At 53.4% G+C, this 16,911-nt stretch carries 14 protein-coding genes, 1 tRNA gene and 2 other RNA genes; 9 read left to right on the top strand and 8 right to left on the bottom strand.

The window, feature by feature from the left end; all coding sequences use genetic code 11:
* Positions 1 to 89: 89 nt before the first annotated feature.
* From flhC to otsB, 4 genes are all read right to left on the bottom strand, one after another.
* Positions 90 to 668, bottom strand: a complete 579-nt coding sequence (gene flhC / locus P9J57_RS08960) for a flagellar transcriptional regulator FlhC (RefSeq protein WP_013026109.1) — start codon at positions 666 to 668, stop codon at positions 90 to 92.
* Complete coding sequence (flhD, locus tag P9J57_RS08955) at positions 668 to 1,018, bottom strand: flagellar transcriptional regulator FlhD (RefSeq protein ID WP_006120236.1); 351 nt, start codon at positions 1,016 to 1,018, stop codon at positions 668 to 670. The genes flhC and flhD overlap by 1 nt, the downstream gene beginning before the upstream one ends.
* A 999-nt stretch (positions 1,019 to 2,017) precedes the next feature.
* Positions 2,018 to 3,454, bottom strand: a complete 1,437-nt coding sequence (otsA, locus tag P9J57_RS08950) for an alpha,alpha-trehalose-phosphate synthase (protein ID WP_013026111.1) — start codon at positions 3,452 to 3,454, stop codon at positions 2,018 to 2,020.
* Entirely contained in the window at positions 3,451 to 4,239 is a 789-nt protein-coding gene (otsB, locus tag P9J57_RS08945; protein WP_078828734.1) for a trehalose-phosphatase, read from the bottom strand. The genes otsA and otsB overlap by 4 nt, the downstream gene beginning before the upstream one ends.
* An 887-nt stretch (positions 4,240 to 5,126) precedes the next feature.
* Here otsB and pmrA point away from each other — a divergent pair.
* The 6 genes from pmrA (at position 5,127) to P9J57_RS08915 (ending at position 8,406) form a co-directional block, all read left to right on the top strand.
* Complete coding sequence (gene pmrA / locus P9J57_RS08940) at positions 5,127 to 5,813, top strand: two-component system response regulator PmrA (RefSeq protein ID WP_029568859.1); 687 nt, start codon at positions 5,127 to 5,129, stop codon at positions 5,811 to 5,813.
* Entirely contained in the window at positions 5,810 to 6,877 is a 1,068-nt protein-coding gene (pmrB, locus tag P9J57_RS08935) for a two-component system sensor histidine kinase PmrB (RefSeq protein WP_013026114.1), read from the top strand. The genes pmrA and pmrB overlap by 4 nt, the downstream gene beginning before the upstream one ends.
* A 362-nt stretch (positions 6,878 to 7,239) precedes the next feature.
* Positions 7,240 to 7,779 carry a peptide-methionine (S)-S-oxide reductase MsrA gene (gene msrA, locus P9J57_RS08930; RefSeq protein WP_019105771.1) on the top strand — a complete coding sequence of 180 codons (540 nt, stop codon included), beginning with the start codon at positions 7,240 to 7,242 and terminating at the stop codon, positions 7,777 to 7,779.
* Between the two features lie 206 nt (positions 7,780 to 7,985).
* Positions 7,986 to 8,073, top strand: a tRNA-Ser gene (locus P9J57_RS08925).
* 41 nt (positions 8,074 to 8,114) lie between these two features.
* Positions 8,115 to 8,239: non-coding RNA, RtT sRNA (locus P9J57_RS08920), on the top strand.
* Between the two features lie 43 nt (positions 8,240 to 8,282).
* Positions 8,283 to 8,406: non-coding RNA, RtT sRNA (locus tag P9J57_RS08915), on the top strand.
* 90 nt (positions 8,407 to 8,496) lie between these two features.
* Here the strand turns inward: P9J57_RS08915 and P9J57_RS08910 are convergent.
* The 4 genes from P9J57_RS08910 to P9J57_RS08895 form a co-directional block, all read right to left on the bottom strand.
* Positions 8,497 to 8,850 (bottom strand): helix-turn-helix domain-containing protein, encoded by a 354-nt coding sequence (locus tag P9J57_RS08910; protein ID WP_013026116.1) that lies wholly within the window; start codon positions 8,848 to 8,850, stop codon positions 8,497 to 8,499.
* The gene (locus P9J57_RS08905) at positions 8,840 to 9,232 is read right to left on the bottom strand and encodes a type II toxin-antitoxin system RelE/ParE family toxin (protein WP_041457680.1); all 393 of its coding nucleotides are present in this window, start codon (positions 9,230 to 9,232) and stop codon (positions 8,840 to 8,842) included. Before P9J57_RS08905 ends, P9J57_RS08910 begins: the two co-directional genes overlap by 11 nt.
* A 324-nt stretch (positions 9,233 to 9,556) precedes the next feature.
* Positions 9,557 to 10,504, bottom strand: coding sequence for a sulfonate ABC transporter substrate-binding protein (locus tag P9J57_RS08900; RefSeq protein ID WP_015700094.1), 948 nt, complete (start codon positions 10,502 to 10,504; stop codon positions 9,557 to 9,559).
* Between the two features lie 94 nt (positions 10,505 to 10,598).
* Positions 10,599 to 12,485: an aliphatic sulfonate ABC transporter substrate-binding protein gene (locus tag P9J57_RS08895; RefSeq protein WP_483279477.1), complete on the bottom strand. Its 1,887-nt coding sequence runs from the start codon at positions 12,483 to 12,485 to the stop codon at positions 10,599 to 10,601.
* Between the two features lie 278 nt (positions 12,486 to 12,763).
* Between P9J57_RS08895 and ssuD the strand changes: the two genes are divergently transcribed.
* The 3 genes from ssuD (at position 12,764) to P9J57_RS08880 (ending at position 16,842) form a co-directional block, all read left to right on the top strand.
* The gene (gene ssuD, locus P9J57_RS08890; RefSeq protein ID WP_013026120.1) at positions 12,764 to 13,936 is read left to right on the top strand and encodes an FMNH2-dependent alkanesulfonate monooxygenase; all 1,173 of its coding nucleotides are present in this window, start codon (positions 12,764 to 12,766) and stop codon (positions 13,934 to 13,936) included.
* 15 nt (positions 13,937 to 13,951) lie between these two features.
* The gene (locus P9J57_RS08885) at positions 13,952 to 15,364 is read left to right on the top strand and encodes an FAD/NAD(P)-binding protein (RefSeq protein ID WP_013026121.1); all 1,413 of its coding nucleotides are present in this window, start codon (positions 13,952 to 13,954) and stop codon (positions 15,362 to 15,364) included.
* Between the two features lie 68 nt (positions 15,365 to 15,432).
* Positions 15,433 to 16,842, top strand: a complete 1,410-nt coding sequence (locus P9J57_RS08880; RefSeq protein ID WP_013026122.1) for an LLM class flavin-dependent oxidoreductase — start codon at positions 15,433 to 15,435, stop codon at positions 16,840 to 16,842.
* The last annotated feature ends 69 nt before the right edge of the window (positions 16,843 to 16,911 follow it).

Raw genomic sequence — 16,911 nt, 5'->3', positions numbered from 1 at the left:
CAGAAACCCAGGTGATGTTCACCACGTGGAGGCAAAAAAAAAGCAGCGGGATTAACCGCTGCTGGATGACTTCCACATTGCGAACAAATTTAAACGGCGTGTTTAACCTGTTCATCCAGCAGTTGTGGAAAGATATCGGCAGTATCTGCAGAAAGTTTACGTCTTTTTACGGCACGTGATGGTGGCTGGCACAGGCTGCAGACAAAGCTGCCAACAGGCTGATGTGCATGATTAATAAAGCTGCCGTTGCAGCTTTTACAATCCGATAATTCCAGCATACCGCTTTCGACGAATCGCACCAGGGTCCAGGCGCGTGTCAGCGCCAACAGCGGGCCCTCGTCCGATTGCGGGCACTGCTCAAGATAGAGGCGGTAGGCTTTGATTACCGCATCAATACCTTTGCTCAAACCGGTTTTCAGTAAGAAAGTCCAGGCGTTACAGAACATGGAAGCATGAATATTTTGTTCCCACGTCATGAACCAGTCAGTAGAGAAAGGCAACATGCCTTTAGGTGGTGGACTACCACGCAACTCTTTATACAGTTTAATCAGGCGACCGCGGCTCAGCTGCGTTTCGCTTTCCAGCATTTGTAACCGCGCACCCAGGGTAATCAGCTCCATGGCGAGCTGAATATCGCGCGCTTCCTGAACAATACTTTTTTCACCCATTATACCGCCCTCTTTTTAGTAGGCGCGGCGTCTTTAGACGCGCTGCGTAATAAACGGCTGGATAACAAAATCCCGGTGTGGATCTGTTGCAAATCATCCACGCGAGATTCCTGCGTCAGGCGATTAATAACGGTGCTATCGGTAAAACGAAACTGACACACAAGTTGATTGGTCTCAGCTAATTTTACCATTTCAGGTAAGGTTAATTCTGACAACGCATCTGCCATCTTTTCATCAATCCCGAGGCGAAACATTGCCGAAGCTTTTTCCTGGTTAATTAATCGCTGCGCGAGCAGTAAATATGACAAGTTGATATCGTAAATATGTTTTAGTAATTCAGATGTACCCATTTTTCCATCCTGAGAGACGCGACGTAACTTACCGCAGATAACATCTCTGCGTATCGAGCTGCTGGTTGGTAAATCTAAAGATGGCAAAAATAATTAAACATAAAAGGCAAATGGTTCTGAGTGCTGCTTCTTTTTACGACCCTGTGTTTTGGGTCAGAAGTCAATTTTTTCAGTCCACCTTATTCTTAAGTCTTCAACCTTCTTCCGTGAGGCCTTCATACATTTTTTAAGACTAATCCGAAAACAAGGCAAATCTATATCGTCTGATCCTCACATACAACGACAGTTCAGTGAAATTTTGGATAAAGTGTGACACAGGTCACACTTTTTAGCCTTTTTTCTTCAGAAATACTTTATGATCACATTTTGACTGTGTGTTTTTTGAGCGAAATTACGTTTTTTTTGTAGGGATTTGTCCTAACCAGGACTTAATTAGCAACAAAACGGCCGCAAAAGCCAAATCAGACCGTTGAGGTCAGGTTTATGTTCACGAATGCAATTTGTACCCTATTTAGAACCATTCAAAACCATAAAAGCAGTGGAATGTGCTGCCAGCAGAAACAATTATTTGTTTTTAAATTAGTCAGTTAGCGTTTTACTGCAGAGTAAGGGGCAACAGCCATGTCCGGCAGGCGATGGGGATTAGGCGCGTTCTGGCAATCCGTTGTAAAGGGTGACAGCAAGGTGTTTAGAGGGTGATCGTCGATGTAACAAGGAGTTACATTAATAACGTGAATGAATTGCAGGCAAGATAGTTTTGTGCACTAAGAGTATCGGCCCGGATCGCCAAAACTTTAGCTTAACCAGGTAAAAATAGTGTTTTGACATTTTAATGGGTCATTTTGACTGCAAAAGTGCCGGAATAGTGTCCTGCAGCGGTACAGGACCGCCTTTGAGTTAAGGGTAACTGATTAAAACATAAGGAGAGTTTGCAGACGGCAAGCGAGGGTCAAATACGACAAACAGCAAACAGCAAGCCATCCCTGGCTTGCTGCGGCATCAGGCGAGTTTTGGAAATGTGGCCACTTTATTCGCCATTCCATGATCGGCGCTACGTGGCGCAATCTTTTCGAGATCGCGTAGGAAGCTTTCGCGCCATGCGGTGATGTCGTTCTTACGCAGAACGGCCATCATATCGTTATAGCGAGAAATTCTTTCCGTGCGCGGCATAGTAATGGCCTTGTCCAGCGCAGCGGCCACCTCATCCCGGTCATAGGGATTCACGATCAATGCCGAGGTCAGCTCATTCGCCGCACCGGCAAAGCGGGACAGTACCAGTACGCCCGGATCATCCGGGTCCTGTGCCGCAACATACTCTTTCGCAACCAGGTTCATCCCATCACGTAACGGCGTCACCAGCCCCACGTCGGTCAGACGGAAGATTTTCATCAACAGACGACGGTCAAAGTGCTGGTTAAGGTAGTACAGCGGCGTCCAGCCCAGTGTCCCGTATTTACCGTTAATGCGCCCTGCTTCCGTTTCAAGCTGATGACGAATATCCTGGTAAGCCTGCACATCACCGCGTGACGTGGGCGCAATCTGGGAATAGCGAATTTTGCCGTGATGCTGAGGGAAGTTTTCCAGCAGCGCCTCATAAGCCAGGAAACGTTCTGGTAACCCCTTGGAGTAGTCCAGACGCTCACAGGCGATGATGTTGCGGGCATCGCCCAGCTCTTTTTTCATCGCGGCCATCTTCGGTGGCAACGGCCCTTCAGCCATCTCTTTAATGCTGTCGGGTTCAATCCCTATCGGGTAGACCTCGGTCATAAAGGTATTGCCATAGGCGCGGTGTTTCTTGTCACCCTTATTCTGCAACTGGGTCAACTGGCTGACACTATCGAGGAAAGCCACACGATCTGATTCTGTCTGGAAGCCTAGCAGATCGTATTCGCACAGCATCTCCAGCAGTTCCTTATGAGGAGGCAGCGCGTTGAAAATTTCCGGCGTAGGGAAAGGAATATGCAGGAAGAAGCCGATACGGTTGTTAATGCCAGCCCGACGCAATGCAGCGGCGAAAGGTAAAAAGTGGTAATCGTGGATCCACAGAATGTCATCCGGCTTAATCAGCGGCTTTAATCGCTGCGCGACCGCATCATTGACCTCACAGTAGCCTTCCCAGGCTTCGCGCTGGAACTGAACTAAGTCTAACCGGTAGTGAAAGGCGGGCCAGATAACGGTGTTTGAAAACTGGCAGTAGTAAAGATCGTATTCGTTCTGGCTCAGAGGGAAAGAGGCATATTCAATACCGTCATGTTCCATTACCGATACCGGATTTTCTTCTTCACCTGAAAACTCACTGATCTCACCGTTCCAGCCAAACCAGAGTCCGCCCGTGCTCTTCAGCGCGTCCAGAATGCCGACGGCCAGGCCGCCAGCACCGGTTTTGTTCCCATTTGGCATGGCGATACGGTTAGATACAACCACTAAACGACTCATAACCTACACTCCTTACCAATGTTGTCTTGCTCTAATTGTAATCGTGTTGTTTCAAGCCAGGCATAGACATCCGTAACGTCATGTAAACGATAATGCGCCTGACTGGGGCCTTCCCCCACTTTTATAGAGATTCCCTGCAGGGCATTCACCGCAGCGAATCCTTTCTCATCGGTCAGGTCATCCCCGATAAACACCGGGATACGGCCTGAGAATGGGGCTTCCTGCATAAATTTATGGACGGCTGCGCCTTTATCAATCCCGGTGGGTTTGATTTCTACAACGCATTTGCCGGGTTGCAGCGCAAGACCGTTAAAACGCGCCACCGCAGCCTGAGCCAGTTGCATAACATCCTGTTCGTGCTGCGGCGCGCGACGGTAATGAAGCGCGAAAGCCATGCCTTTAGCTTCCAACTGCGTACCCGGCCACTGCTCCATCGCCTCCTCAAGCAGGCGTTTGAGCGGACGTTCAACATCATCTGGCAAAGTCACCCGATGCAGTTCGCCTGTCGCATCGCGCCGTTCAGCTCCATGCACGCCGGCTGCCGGTGCCCGCAGAGGCGCCGCCAGCGCATCCAGTTGTTCGACAGGTCGGCCAGAAACCAGCGCCACTGCGCCATGGCATAACGATGAGAGCCGTTGCAGTTCTGCGACGACATTTTCTGGAATGAAAACAGCATCGGGCTGGGACTGAATCGCTGCCAGCGTGCCATCGACATCAAAAAAGAAGGCATACAGACCGCCGCTCAATGACGGAAATGAGGCATCACTATCTGCCATCTGGGTCACGTGTCTTCTCCTGTAAATAGGTTCATCATCAGGACATCACAGCAGAGGACGTTTCAGCAAGAGGTTGGCTCAAGGCCATGTGAAGTAAGGAGACTGCGTGGTAAAACCCTGCAATTCAACAACCCTTTCTCAAAAAACAAATGTGTTTTGATGCTGATAAATCCGCTGGCTGCTATTGTCGCCCCATAAAGTGTAGTCGCTAAATTTCGTTCTGCCAGGAATATGCATTTCCTGTGCCAGCCGTCTCGCTTTCCAATGCCCTGGACTGGCCCGGACCGATCCCTGAGCGCTTACCGTCTTTTTATCAAGCGCTCAGCAATGAAATAAAAGTGTAATAAATGGCCCTATTTAAGGTTTTCTTAATCTTTAATCAGCAGACTGTTTAAAATTATTGTCAACTCATTCGCGCGTACACGGATGGGCGGTATTTTGTTGGTTTCATGAACGCTTTTTAATCGGTGGTAATAGTAATTAATGACTTTCCATGCGTCCTGGATTAATAATTCCTTTCCGTATGAAATCATTTTTTGGGCGTCGCTTTCCCCTATTACTGATTACGTCCTTTTGGCAATGCGGCATTTTATGTTTTGCTATATCGCGACAGCTTTATTGCCCTGGCAAGGTTTTCGTCATACGGCGTTGCCATTCGTCTGAATGTGGCATTGCGTCAGGCAGTCTCTCAGCGTTATCGCGGCATTCGGTAAAGGTTACGCGTCGTTTGCCATCGATTAATAGGCTGAGATTCCCTGACGCAATAGGCGTTTACGTTGCTTTCGGTCACAATAGCCCCGGGGCGCTTGTCCTGTTCACCCACACGATGGGGACTCAAACACGCTTTATCTGCCTGTCTCACTGCCAGCGCCGATTCGTAAAGGGTTTCAGAACTTATGAAAATATTGATTGTTGAAGACGATGCCCTGCTACTTCAGGGGCTGGTACTGGCGCTGGAAGGTGCAGGCTATGTGTGCGATGGTGTTTCAACGGTCCGTTCTGCCGAAGCCCACCTTGCCAGCGGACTTTACAGCCTGGTGGTGCTGGATATCGGCCTGCCGGACGAAGACGGCCTGCATTTACTGCAACGCCTGCGTCGTCAAAAGCAGATGCAGCCCGTTTTAATCCTGACCGCACGCGATACCATTGAAGAGCGCATAGCCGGACTCGATGCCGGCGCTGATGACTATTTGATTAAGCCTTTTGCGCTGGATGAGTTGCTGGCACGGATTCGCGCGCTGATCAGGCGTCACGTCAACCAGGGCGATTCCCGCCTCGAAGTGGGTAATCTGTCACTGGATATGACTCACCGCCAGATTCATCTGGATGACGTGCTGCTCGACCTGACGCCCAAAGAGTTTTCCATTCTGTCCCGATTGATGTTGAAAGCAGGCCATCCGGTTCACCGTGAGTTGCTGTATCAGGACATCTACAACTTTGATAATGAGCCCTCCACCAATACGCTGGAAGTCCATATTCATAACCTGCGCGACAAAGTGGGCAAAGCCACGATCCGAACGGTTCGCGGTTTTGGCTATGCCTTATCTCAGCCGCGCACAGAAAACGAGTCATCACCCGAATGAATCCCTACCGTTCTGGCAATACCATGCGTTTCCGGCTGATGCTCACGATTGGCATGATCATGCTGTTTTTTCAGTTGATCAGCGTGGCCTGGCTCTGGCATGAGAGTAAAGAGCAGGTGCAGTTTTTGGTGGAAGCCAACCTGCTTAACCGCAACATGGATAAGCACGTGGATAAAGAGGTCCGTGAAGCCATCCTGAGCCTGGCGCTGCCCAGCCTGGTCATGATTAGCCTGACGCTACTGCTGTGCTATCAGGCGGTAAGATGGATTACGCGCCCGCTTTATCAACTGCAGCATGAGCTGGAAAGCCGGAGTGAGGTGAACCTGGAGCCGATTATCTTTGAAGGCTCCGTTCAGGAGATTGATGCCGTCACGCAGTCCATTAACCGACTTGTTGCGCGGTTAACCGCCAGTCTTGAACGCGAACGCCTCTTTACTGCCGATGTTGCTCATGAACTGCGTACGCCGCTCGCTGGGCTGCGTTTACATCTTGAACTGTTACAGCGCAACCAGGCCGTCGATACACAACCGTTATTACAGCGGCTTGATCAGATGTCTGGCAATGTCTCTCAACTGTTGCAACTCACGCGTGCAGGTCAGCAGTTCACCTCTGGCAGTTATCAGAATGTTGAGATAGTAGAGGAAGTCATCCTGCCGATGGAGGCTGAGTTGAGTGCAATGCTGGAGACGCGCGAGCAGACACTGACCCTGGAGGTCGAGGACATGTTCCGGGTGAAGGGCGATGCCATCTTGCTGAGAATGCTACTGCGTAACCTGGTAGAGAATGCTCATCGCTACAGTCCATCGGGCGGAAACATTACGGTGCGTATTGAGGCAACAGCCGGGCTGTCGCTCATCATTGAGGATGAAGGGAACGGCATTGATGAAAGTATGCGCGGTGAACTGAGTAAAGCCTTTGTACGCATGGATACCGGCTACGGCGGCATTGGCCTGGGGTTGAGCATTGTCAGCCGGATTGTCCAGCTCCATGGCGGACAATTCCTGCTGGAAAATCGCCCAGATCGTTCAGGCTGCCGCGCCAGGGTAAACTTCGCTACTGCGTGATTTAGCCGTTGAACCAGCAGACCAGAAAAGCAATCACTGTGCCGGCGGCAATAATCACGGCTAGATATTCGCTGAGGCTGCGAGACGGAACAGAACTGACGGATACGGTGGGGGTTTTCATCGATCTCTCCAGTGATGTTTTATGCAGTATCGCTTCCTTATATTAAGGAAACATTAACCTGCCGCGCCTTCAGGCTGCCCGCCAGGCGCAGGCGATCGATCCCTGCTACGCTAAATCATTCATCTCACGCCATGCCATCACCCCGCTAAAACCTGGCAACGGCCTGAAATGCCTTGTGTGACGTTGAAAACGATCGATCTCATCCCCACCTCTTTCCTTCAGACCAGACAGGAGTAATTTTATGGCTATCCAATATGCAGTGATCGCAGGCGGCTGTTTCTGGTGTACAGAAGCGGTCTTTAAAGATGTGATCGGCGTTGAGTCAGTGGAAAGTGGTTATACCGGCGGTGCGCGCCCTAATCCCACCTACGAGCAGGTGTGCAGCGGCGCAACCGGTCATGCCGAAGCCATTCGTATTGGTTTTGATGCTGAAAAGATCAGCTATGGCGATTTGCTGGACATCAGCTTTGCGACCCACGATCCGACCCAGCTCAATCGTCAGGGCAATGACATCGGTACACAGTATCGTTCCGCGATTTTTGTTGAGACGCCGGAGCAGGAAGCCGAAGCCAAAGCGGCCATCGCGCGTGCCCAACAGGATCATGCTGAGCCTGTTGTGACCACCATTGAACCGTTAAAAGCCTGGTATCCCGCTGAAGGTTATCATCAGGATTACTGGGAAGGCGCCGGTCAGCGAAACGGTTACTGCATGGCGGTGATTCCCCCCAAACTGCAAAAGCTGCGCAAGAGTTTTGCCAACCGCGTAAAAAGCGCGCAGTAAGCTCAGGCAACCCAGCGAATCTCCCCTTCTGTTACGCTGTGCAATATCGCGTTTTTGGCGCCAAAAAAACGCGATTTGCGCAGCCTTAACGCGATTCGTTCAGAGCTTAAGCGAATAGAAAAAAAGAGAAAAATAGTGCTTGACCGTTTCAGGCCGACTCCCTATAGTAGCGCCCCGTTGACCCAGCGCGGTCAGCAACAATTTGCGGTGAGGTGTCCGAGTGGCTGAAGGAGCACGCCTGGAAAGTGTGTATACGGCAACGTATCGGGGGTTCGAATCCCCCTCTCACCGCCATCTTCAAAGAAGAGCCTGAACTCACGTTCAGGCTTTTTTTTACATATTCTCCGCCGAGGGGGATGAGAAGCCCCGACCGGGGTTCGACAAAACGGCCCGCCGTTTTGCATGGCCGTCAGGCCACCCGAAGGGCGAGCGCAGCGAGTGAATCCCCCTCTCACCGCCATATTCAAAGAAGAGCCTGAACTCACGTTCAGGCTTTTTTTTTTATATATTCTCCGCCGAGGGGGATGAGAAGCCCCGACCGGGGTTCGACAAAACGGCCCGCCGTTTTGCATGGCCGCAGGCCACCCGAAGGGCGAGCGCAGCGAGTGAATCCCCCTCTCACCGCCACATTCAAAGAAGAGTCCAGACTAACCTCTGGACTTTTTTTTGCATATTCTGCGCCGAGGGGGATGAGAAGCCCCGACCGGGGTTCGGCGTCTAGATACCTTCATGCTTAGAGGTAAAGAGTTCAGGGCCGTTATCGCGAAGGAGTTGCAGCATCCGCATCACCGGTGGGCTCGGTGTGATTTCACCTCGCTCCCATTTCGATACGCTATCGACCGTCATGCCAAATGAGAGCGCCACAAGCGATTGCGACATTCCCCAACGCATGCGCACGTCTTTGATTTCAGTTGCTGTCATGGGCTTTACTGATGCAATACGGGCACGGAGTTCACGATTTTTTGCGCGCTTTGCTATGGACTCCACTTCTTCATCTGTTGCCAGTCCTAACGCGTGAAACGCTTTCGCATCTTCAAGTAGTTCACTCAATTCGGCGGGTTCAGTTTTCATTACATTTAACCTCTCTGACCATTCCGCTTCTGACGAGCAGGCTCATCACTTCACTATTTGCACGGAAAAACATTCTTGCCACATCCCTGTAGGTATCCAGCTGATCTTCATCGATTTCCCTGGCGTATTTCCTCGACAAGTTTTTAACCCATCCATCGTAATAAACCAGGTTGGTGCCTTGTCTGAAGAAGATGACCGTTCGCACGCCGCCACGCTTGCCTTGGTGAAGAGCAAGACGCTTTTTAATAACGCCACCGCCTAAGTCAGCCTCAAACACGCCAGTAATAACGTCACCTTCTGCGTAACACAGGACGCTGTCTGTCAGACGCGTTTTTTTAAACACTCTGTCAAAACGTTTATGAACATAAAGCGTAAAACCCATGAAAAGTCCCTTTTCGTTATGGCGAGAATTATAGTAATGATTACTACACTTCACAAGCCAAAGGCCCCTGGTCTTACGTCCAAATGGATCTGAAGCTATTTGTAAAAAAGTAAGAAATCCAATCGGTGCGCATCGCCATTACCGCTGGCCATGAATAACACCCGCCCACACTATCAGCGATTCAGATTCCCCACTCACCTGTTCACGCCTTGCGTACGCGAAGTGCGAGCCGCTCCCCAAAAAATTACGCGCTACGAAATGTATCCCCCACCAATACAAAAGGCCTACCGGTCTACCCGGCAGGCCCTTTAACACATTCACCCGTTACTTTTTATCCAGCGACCATGTCGCGCTGCGGACATCGACCTTCACCGGCAATAAACCAATTTGTGTAAATTTATCTGCCAGTGCCTGCTGCTCTTTGAAAACATCCGGCGTCATCCGCTCGGCCCCTAAGGGCATTCTAGCCAGCGCGCGCTGCCAGATAGGTTCGGGCAGGCCAGTCGAGCCAGACAGAATTTTCGCGGCTTCGCCCTGGTTTTTATTGGCCCAGCTGCTCAGCTTTTGCAGCTCTGAAAGAACCTCTTTGGCCTCGTCTGGATGACCTTCCGCAAATTTGCGGCTGGCCAGATAAAAGGTGTAGTGCGGTACCAGCCCCTCGGCATTTTTAAGCAGCCGCGCGCCGGCGGTGGTTTCTACTTCCGCCAGGTAAGGGTCCCAGATGACCCATGCATCTACAGCGCCTCGCTGGAAAGCCGCTCGCGCATCAGCAGGAGGAAGATAAACCGGCGTGATATCCTTGTATTTTAGCCCCGCCTGCTCAAGGGCTGATACCAGAAGATAATTCACATCCGATCCCTTGTTCAGGGCGACGCGCTTGCCTTTTAAATCCTTGACACTTTTTATCGTCGAATCCGCAGGCACCACTATGGCTTCGGTTTGTGGATTTGCCGGTGAATGGCCCAGATAAACCAGGTCAGCCTGCGCGGCTTGCGCAAAAGTTGGCGGCGCATCACCCGTTGCGGCCAGATCGATGCTGCCTATGTTGAGCCCTTCCAGCATTTGCGGTCCCGCCGGAAATTCCACCCAGTGCACGGCAATCCCCTGCTTTTTGAATTCACTGTCGAGCGTGCCCCGGTATTTCAGTAAGGCAAAAATGTTGGCTTTCTGAAAACCGATATTCACTACCCTGGGTTTCTCTTCTGCGTGTGCCGTCACGATGCTGCTAATGTGCGCGACCGCAAGCAGTGCGCTGAATATAATTTTTTTCATGTCTCTTTCCTGAGTGGTGTTGTCGTCAGCGCAACATAGCAAACCAGGCCTCAACGCCTTAATGCGTAAAACTTCTATCTTTAGTCATAAAACGTCATTGCGACCACACCGCGTCACGTACGTTAATCGCGCGGGGAAACAGGCCCAGCGCGTAGAAACGATCCGCGATTCTCTGCTGCTCCCGAATGATCGCCAGATTCATTGGTTGCGTCTGGTGGCTCCGCCGGGCCAGCGCCAGGCGCAGCGCGCGATCAGACATCCCTAGCTCCCCGGCCAGCAGCCCGGCGGCCTCTTTAGGATGGGCATCAATGTAGCGCCCCGTCTGCTCCAGCGCGGTTACCAGTATTTCTAAAAGGTCTGGAGACTGGTTCGCGAAGTGGCGATCGGCAAGGTAGAACTGATGGTTATTCACCCGTCCTACGCCGTCGGCAATGACCCGGAGCTGTTCCCCTTTTTCTGCCTCGCTCAGCAGAGGATCCCACATCATCCATGCATCAACGGCATTCAGATCGCTGGGCGTGAGCGGGTATTTAGGCGGCGCGTACACAATCCGCACGTCCTCTGGCGTCATCCCCGCCTCATCAAGGATTTGCAGCAGCAGAAAATGCACGTTGGAACCTTTATTTACGGCAATACGTTTGCCTCTTAAGTCTGCCATCTGGTTTATCTGACTGTGCTTAGCCACCAGCAGCGCCACGCTTTGTGGCGCGGGCGGCTCCCAGGCAACGTACACCAGAGAACAGTGACTGGCCTGGGCAAATAAAGGCGGTACTTCGCCGGTGGTGCCAAAATCAATTTCCCGATTGCTCAGCGCATGCAGCAGCTGAGGCCCGGCGGGAAATTCGCTCCACAGGATGCTGACGTTTTGCCCGGCGAGCTGCTGTTCAAGCTGCTGGCGCGCTTTGAGGATGCCAAGGTTGCCAAACTTTTGATAACCAATTCGCAACTCGCGCTCCTGCGCGCCCGTTGTTGACGCGGTGCGAAGGGTTGACGTCAGGCTGCGACGCGGCTTGATGATGCCGTAATGGCCAAGATGCGTACGCAGGCTGTTACGGCTAATCCCCAGCAACGCCGCGGCCTGTAACTGGTTGCCCTGGCTTAGTTCATAGGCATTTCTCACCAGTGCCTCAATGACGCGGGGATAAAGTGGCGTGTCACTGCACTGGATCTGCTGGCGAATAAAATCATCAAGCGCATCATGCTTTTGTACCCGCCCCGTGCCCGTAACCGTGCCCAGCCGCAGCTGTTGTGGTTCTACCTGCGGTGTTTCACAGAGCAGCACCGCGTTATGTAATGTATTTTCCAGCTCCCGTATATTCCCTGGCCATGAATGGGCCTTGAGCGTTTCCATTGCCTCGTCGCTCAGGCGCAGCTGCGGTCGCCCCAGTCGGCGCGCATAGCTTTGCAGAAAATAGTTAGCCAGAACCGGGATATCCTCACACCGCTGGCGCAGCGGCGGCAAGGCAACGCTGGCGACGTTTAACCGGTAGTAGAGATCCTCGCGAAACCGCCGCTCGGCTATCGCAGTCGTCAGATCGCGGTTCGTCGCGGCAATCACCCGGACGTCAACTTTTACTGCGCGAGAAGATCCCACGCGGGTAATTTCCCTTTCCTGCAGTACGCGAAGCAGTTTGACCTGAAGGGGCAGGCTCAGCTCGCCGATTTCATCCAGCAGTAACGTCCCGCCCTGCGCGGCCTCAAACCAGCCACGATGACGGTCGGTCGCGCCGGTAAATGCCCCCTTCTCATGACCAAAGAGTTCTGATTCTGCCAGGCTCTCCGTTAGCGCACCGCAGTTCACTGCCATAAAGGGCGCATGGCGGCGCGGGCTGTGATGATGCAGATAGCGCGCCATCACCTCTTTGCCAGTGCCGGTTTCACCAATGATTAATACGGTCGCGTCCGTGGGCGCCAGCTGATCCAGAATATGCCTGAACGCCAGGGAAGCAGGGTCAATTAAATCGGGGCCAGCGTGTTGCATAGCGCGTTCCTGCTGAGTGAGTGAGAGAGCGCTAAAGATATCCCTTGTTGCGGCCAGAAACGAGCCGCTGCCCAGCGTGATTTGCTGCAAATACAGCAGTATCCTTCACATATTGCTGCATTTGCAGCAGCCGCCGCCGCCGCAATAAAAACCTATCTTATTGATATTAAAAAATAAAAAACACTTAACCTGTTGGCACGTATCCTGCTTAGAGCTATATAACTGAAAATGAATTTTCTAATTGCCAATTTCAAATATCGTTATAAAGGAATCTGCTAATGCCTGATACCGCTGAAAAAAACATCAATCTTTTTTGGTTCTTACCGACACATGGTGACGGGCGTTATTTGGGAACCACCCAGGGCGGCAGAGCGGTAGACCTGCCCTATCTGCAACAGGTAGCCCTTGCCGCCGATAATCTGGGTTTCTATGGCGTTTTAATTCCCACTGGAAAAAGCTGCGAAGATGCCTGGCTGGTAGCCTCTGCGCTGGTGCCGATTACTAAACAGCTTCGCTATCTGGTAGCCGTCCGGCCGGGATTGCAGCCACCCAGCCTGGCGGCCCGCATGGCGGCTACGCTGGATCGTCTGTCTGAAGGACGTTTGCTGATCAATGTGGTGACCGGCGGCGATCCGGTTGAAAACAAGGGCGACGGCATTTTTCTCAGCCACGCTGAACGTTATCAGGTCACCCGTGAGTTTCTTGATGTCTATTCCCGCCTGCTTAAAGGAGAGAAAGTGGACTATCACGGGGAACATATTCACGTGGAAGGGGCTGAGATCCTCTTTCCACCGGTACAGGCCGAAGGTCCACCGCTTTATTTCGGTGGCTCATCCGATGAAGCGGTTGACGTTGCAGCCCGTCAGGTTGATACCTATCTGACCTGGGGCGAACCCTTAGCGCAGGTTGCCGCTAAACTTGAAGGGGTGCGGAAGCGCGCAGAGGAACGCGGCAGGACGCTTTCCTACGGTATTCGTCTGCACGTCATCGTGCGGGAAACCGAGGAAGAAGCCTGGGCCGCGGCGGATAAGCTGATCGCACATCTGGATGAAGACACCATCGCCGCCGCCCAGAAAATCTTTGCCAGAATGGATTCGACCGGACAGGCTCGCATGAGCGCACTCCACGGTGGCTCGCGTGATGGACTGCGCATCGGTCCCAACTTATGGGCTGGCGTCGGTCTGGTACGCGGCGGCGCGGGTACCGCGTTGGTGGGAAATCCGCAGCAGGTCGCGGAACGGATTCGGGAATACCAGGCGCTGGGCATTGATAACTTTATTCTGTCCGGTTATCCGCATCTCGAAGAAGCACACCGGGTTGCCGATTTGCTGATGCCGCTGTTGCCGCTTTCAACCCCTGCGGGAAATAAACAGCGCACGGTTAATACCGGTCCTTTTGGCGAAACCATCGGAGGCGACCGTCGTCCCGAAAAACAGGCCAGTGCAAGCTAATCAGAGAGGCAGTGTATGTCCGAGCAGCATATTGTCATTGTGGGTGGAGGATTCAGCGGAACGGCGCTGGCCGTTCATCTTGGTCGTCTGGGCGGCCCGGGCCTGCGCGTCACGGTCATCGAACCCCGCGCGCAGCTGGCCCAGGGCGTAGCTTACTCGACCACCGACCCGGCGCATCGCACCAACGTCCCCGCCTCGCGTATGCAACTCGCCGGCGACGAGGAAGGCAGCTTTGAGCGCTGGTTCCGTGCCTCTGCCGCATTTGCCAGGGATGCGGCGGCTGAATGGCACGACGGCACGGTTTTTCCGCAGCGCAGGCAGTTTGGCCAGTGGGTCAGTGAACAGTTTAGTGCAGTAAAACAGCATTCCCCTGTTGAGCTGTTGCATGTGCAGGACCGCGCCGTTGCGCTGCGACAAGGTACGGTCAGCACCGCATCCGGCGCACATCTCGATGCTGATATCGTGGTACTGGCCATCAGCCATCCCGCGCCTCAACTTCCCTCAGCCCTGGCCTCGCTGGCACCTCACCCGGCACTGATTGCCGATCCTTGGCGGGAAGGTGCCCTGTCTCAGATTGCGCCTGACGACCGGGTTGCCATTGTGGGTACCGGCTTAACCATGTCAGACATGGTTGCGACCCTGGACCGTCAGGGACATCGCGGGCCAGTCACCGTCTTTTCCCGACGCGGTCAGCTTCCGCGTTCCAGCCTCACTGAGGACAATTTCAGCTGGCATCTTGGTATTGATTTCAGCAAACCTCTGGGCGTTCGCGCCTGGCTACGCCGGATCAGACAGGAAATTCGCCAGGCGGCGGCCAGGCACATCCCGTGGCAGGTGGTGTTCGATGAGGTCCGTCACAACGGTCAGGCGATTTGGCAAAGCCTGTCGCTGGATGAACAACGGCGTTTCCTGCGGCATCTGCGGCCATGGTGGGACGTTCACCGTTATCGGATTGCCCCCCAGGTTGGGCAGGTGTTAAAGCACCACCAACGCAGCGGCACACTCCGCGTGCTCGCCGCACGACTGACCGCGGCGGCGGCGTTGCCCTCTGCCGTCAGGCTCAGCCTGCAACCGCGTTTCGGCGGCGTACAGGCGCTGGAGGTGGACAAGATCATCGTCACCACCGGTCCTGCGCATGGCGCGTTGATTGAGCGCGATGCGTTACTCAACCAGCTGGCTCAGGATGGCGTTATTCAGTCCGATCCGCTGGCGCTGGGAATTCATGTCAATGCCCGGTCACAGACGCTAAACCCCAAGGGCCAGGCGAATCCTCATCTGTATGTGGTCGGGCCTGCGGCGCGCGGACGTTTTGGTGAATTAATGGGCCTGCCGCAGGTTGCCACACATGCTGAGGCCGTCGCACGCCAGTTGCTCAACCTCACTGATGACACGCGTCATGAGCGATGTCCCCTTTCTCTGACTAATTAATTTACCCCCCTTTTTCATCCCAACGAAGTGGGCGGCCCGACAGTGCCGCATCCGCTCAGGAGTTTGCTATGCCTAAACAACGTGAAATCCGCCTTAATGCGTTTGATATGAACTGTGTGGGTCACCAGTCACCTGGCCTGTGGGCGCACCCTCGCGACCGCTCGTGGCAATACAAAGATCTGGAATACTGGACAGATTTGGCGGTCCTGTTGGAACGCGGTAAGTTCGACGGCCTGTTTATCGCCGACGTCTTGGGGATTTACGATGTTTTCAACGGGAATAATGATGCTGCTCTTCGCAGTGCCGCCCAGGTACCGGTCAATGACCCGCTGGCTCTGATTACGCCGATGGCGATGGTGACAAAGCACCTCGGTTTTGGCCTGACCGCATCACTCTCTTTTGAGCATCCCTATCCGTTTGCCCGGCGCATGTCGACGCTGGATCATCTGACCAAAGGTCGGATCGGCTGGAATATCGTTACCTCCTATCTGGAAAGCGGAGCCCGCAATCTGGGACAGGTCAGCCAAACCAGCCACGATGCGCGTTATGACTACGCCGACGAATATCTGCAGGTGGTATACAAGCTGCTGGAAGGCAGTTGGGAGGATGATGCCGTGATACGCGATCGCCAGCGTCATATTTTCAGCGATCCCAATAAGGTGCATCCCATTAATCATCAGGGAACGTTTTTCCAGGTACCGGGCATTCATCTGTGTGAGCCTTCGCCCCAGCGCACGCCTGTGCTGTATCAGGCAGGCGCATCCAGCCGCGGTAAAGCCTTCGCCGCACAACACGCCGAGTGCGTATTTGTTGCCGCGCCGTCTAAAGTGCTGTTGAAGAAAACCGTGGCTGATATACGTCGTCGTGCAGAGGAGGCCGGCCGCGATCCGCGCAGTATTCTGATTTTCAATATGCAAACGGTCATTGTGGGGGAAACCGATAAAGCGGCCCAGGCCAAGTGGCAGGATTACAAACGCTATGTCAGCCATGAAGGCGCACTGGCGCTGATCTCCGGCTGGACCGGCATCGATTTCAGTCAGTACCAACCCGACCAGGTTTTTAAGCATCTGCATACCGATGCCATTCAGTCTGTTGTAGAGAGCTTCTCCACAGCCGATCCGCAGCGTGAATGGACGGTGCAAAACATGGCCGACTGGGTGGGCATTGGCGGCTTTGGCCCCCTGCTGGTGGGCAGCACAGAAACCGTTGCCGATGAACTGCAAAGCTGGGTGGAGGAGACGGACGTGGATGGCTTTAATCTGGCCTATGCCCTCACGCATGAAACCTTTGCTGATGTCGTCGATCTGCTGGTGCCGGAACTGCAAAAACGTGGCGTTTATAAACAGGATTACCAACCCGGTACGCTGAGAGAGAAGCTGTTTGCTAAGGGCGCCCGCCTTGAGCATCCTCATCCCGGCGCAGGATATCGACGCACAACCTCGGTATCAGGCCGGGTTGTGCCTGCGGAGGCATCATGAGGGGATTTAACGATCTGTTCGGATAGCCCGTCTGCCGCTGAGCAGACTGACATCACGTCCCCTTGCCCG

This window comes from Pantoea sp. nfd-35, from assembly GCF_056892255.1.
Note: the sequence above shows the minus strand (reverse complement) of the source record. Positions and strands in the feature narration are given on the sequence as shown.

Bases quoted from the DNA above. Each gene is read 5' to 3' on its own strand.
- flhC (WP_013026109.1), bottom strand. From the start codon at position 668: ATGGGTGAAAAAAGTATTGTTCAGGAAGCGCGCGATATTCAGCTCGCC.
- flhD (WP_006120236.1), bottom strand. From the start codon at position 1,018: ATGGGTACATCTGAATTACTAAAACATATTTACGATATCAACTTGTCA.
- otsA (WP_013026111.1), bottom strand. From the start codon at position 3,454: ATGAGTCGTTTAGTGGTTGTATCTAACCGTATCGCCATGCCAAATGGG.
- pmrA (WP_029568859.1), top strand. From the start codon at position 5,127: ATGAAAATATTGATTGTTGAAGACGATGCCCTGCTACTTCAGGGGCTG.
- pmrB (WP_013026114.1), top strand. From the start codon at position 5,810: ATGAATCCCTACCGTTCTGGCAATACCATGCGTTTCCGGCTGATGCTC.
- msrA (WP_019105771.1), top strand. From the start codon at position 7,240: ATGGCTATCCAATATGCAGTGATCGCAGGCGGCTGTTTCTGGTGTACA.
- P9J57_RS08910 (WP_013026116.1), bottom strand. From the start codon at position 8,850: ATGAAAACTGAACCCGCCGAATTGAGTGAACTACTTGAAGATGCGAAA.
- P9J57_RS08905 (WP_041457680.1), bottom strand. From the start codon at position 9,232: ATGGGTTTTACGCTTTATGTTCATAAACGTTTTGACAGAGTGTTTAAA.
- P9J57_RS08900 (WP_015700094.1), bottom strand. From the start codon at position 10,504: ATGAAAAAAATTATATTCAGCGCACTGCTTGCGGTCGCGCACATTAGC.
- P9J57_RS08895 (WP_483279477.1), bottom strand. From the start codon at position 12,485: ATGCAACACGCTGGCCCCGATTTAATTGACCCTGCTTCCCTGGCGTTC.
- ssuD (WP_013026120.1), top strand. From the start codon at position 12,764: ATGCCTGATACCGCTGAAAAAAACATCAATCTTTTTTGGTTCTTACCG.
- P9J57_RS08885 (WP_013026121.1), top strand. From the start codon at position 13,952: ATGTCCGAGCAGCATATTGTCATTGTGGGTGGAGGATTCAGCGGAACG.
- P9J57_RS08880 (WP_013026122.1), top strand. From the start codon at position 15,433: ATGCCTAAACAACGTGAAATCCGCCTTAATGCGTTTGATATGAACTGT.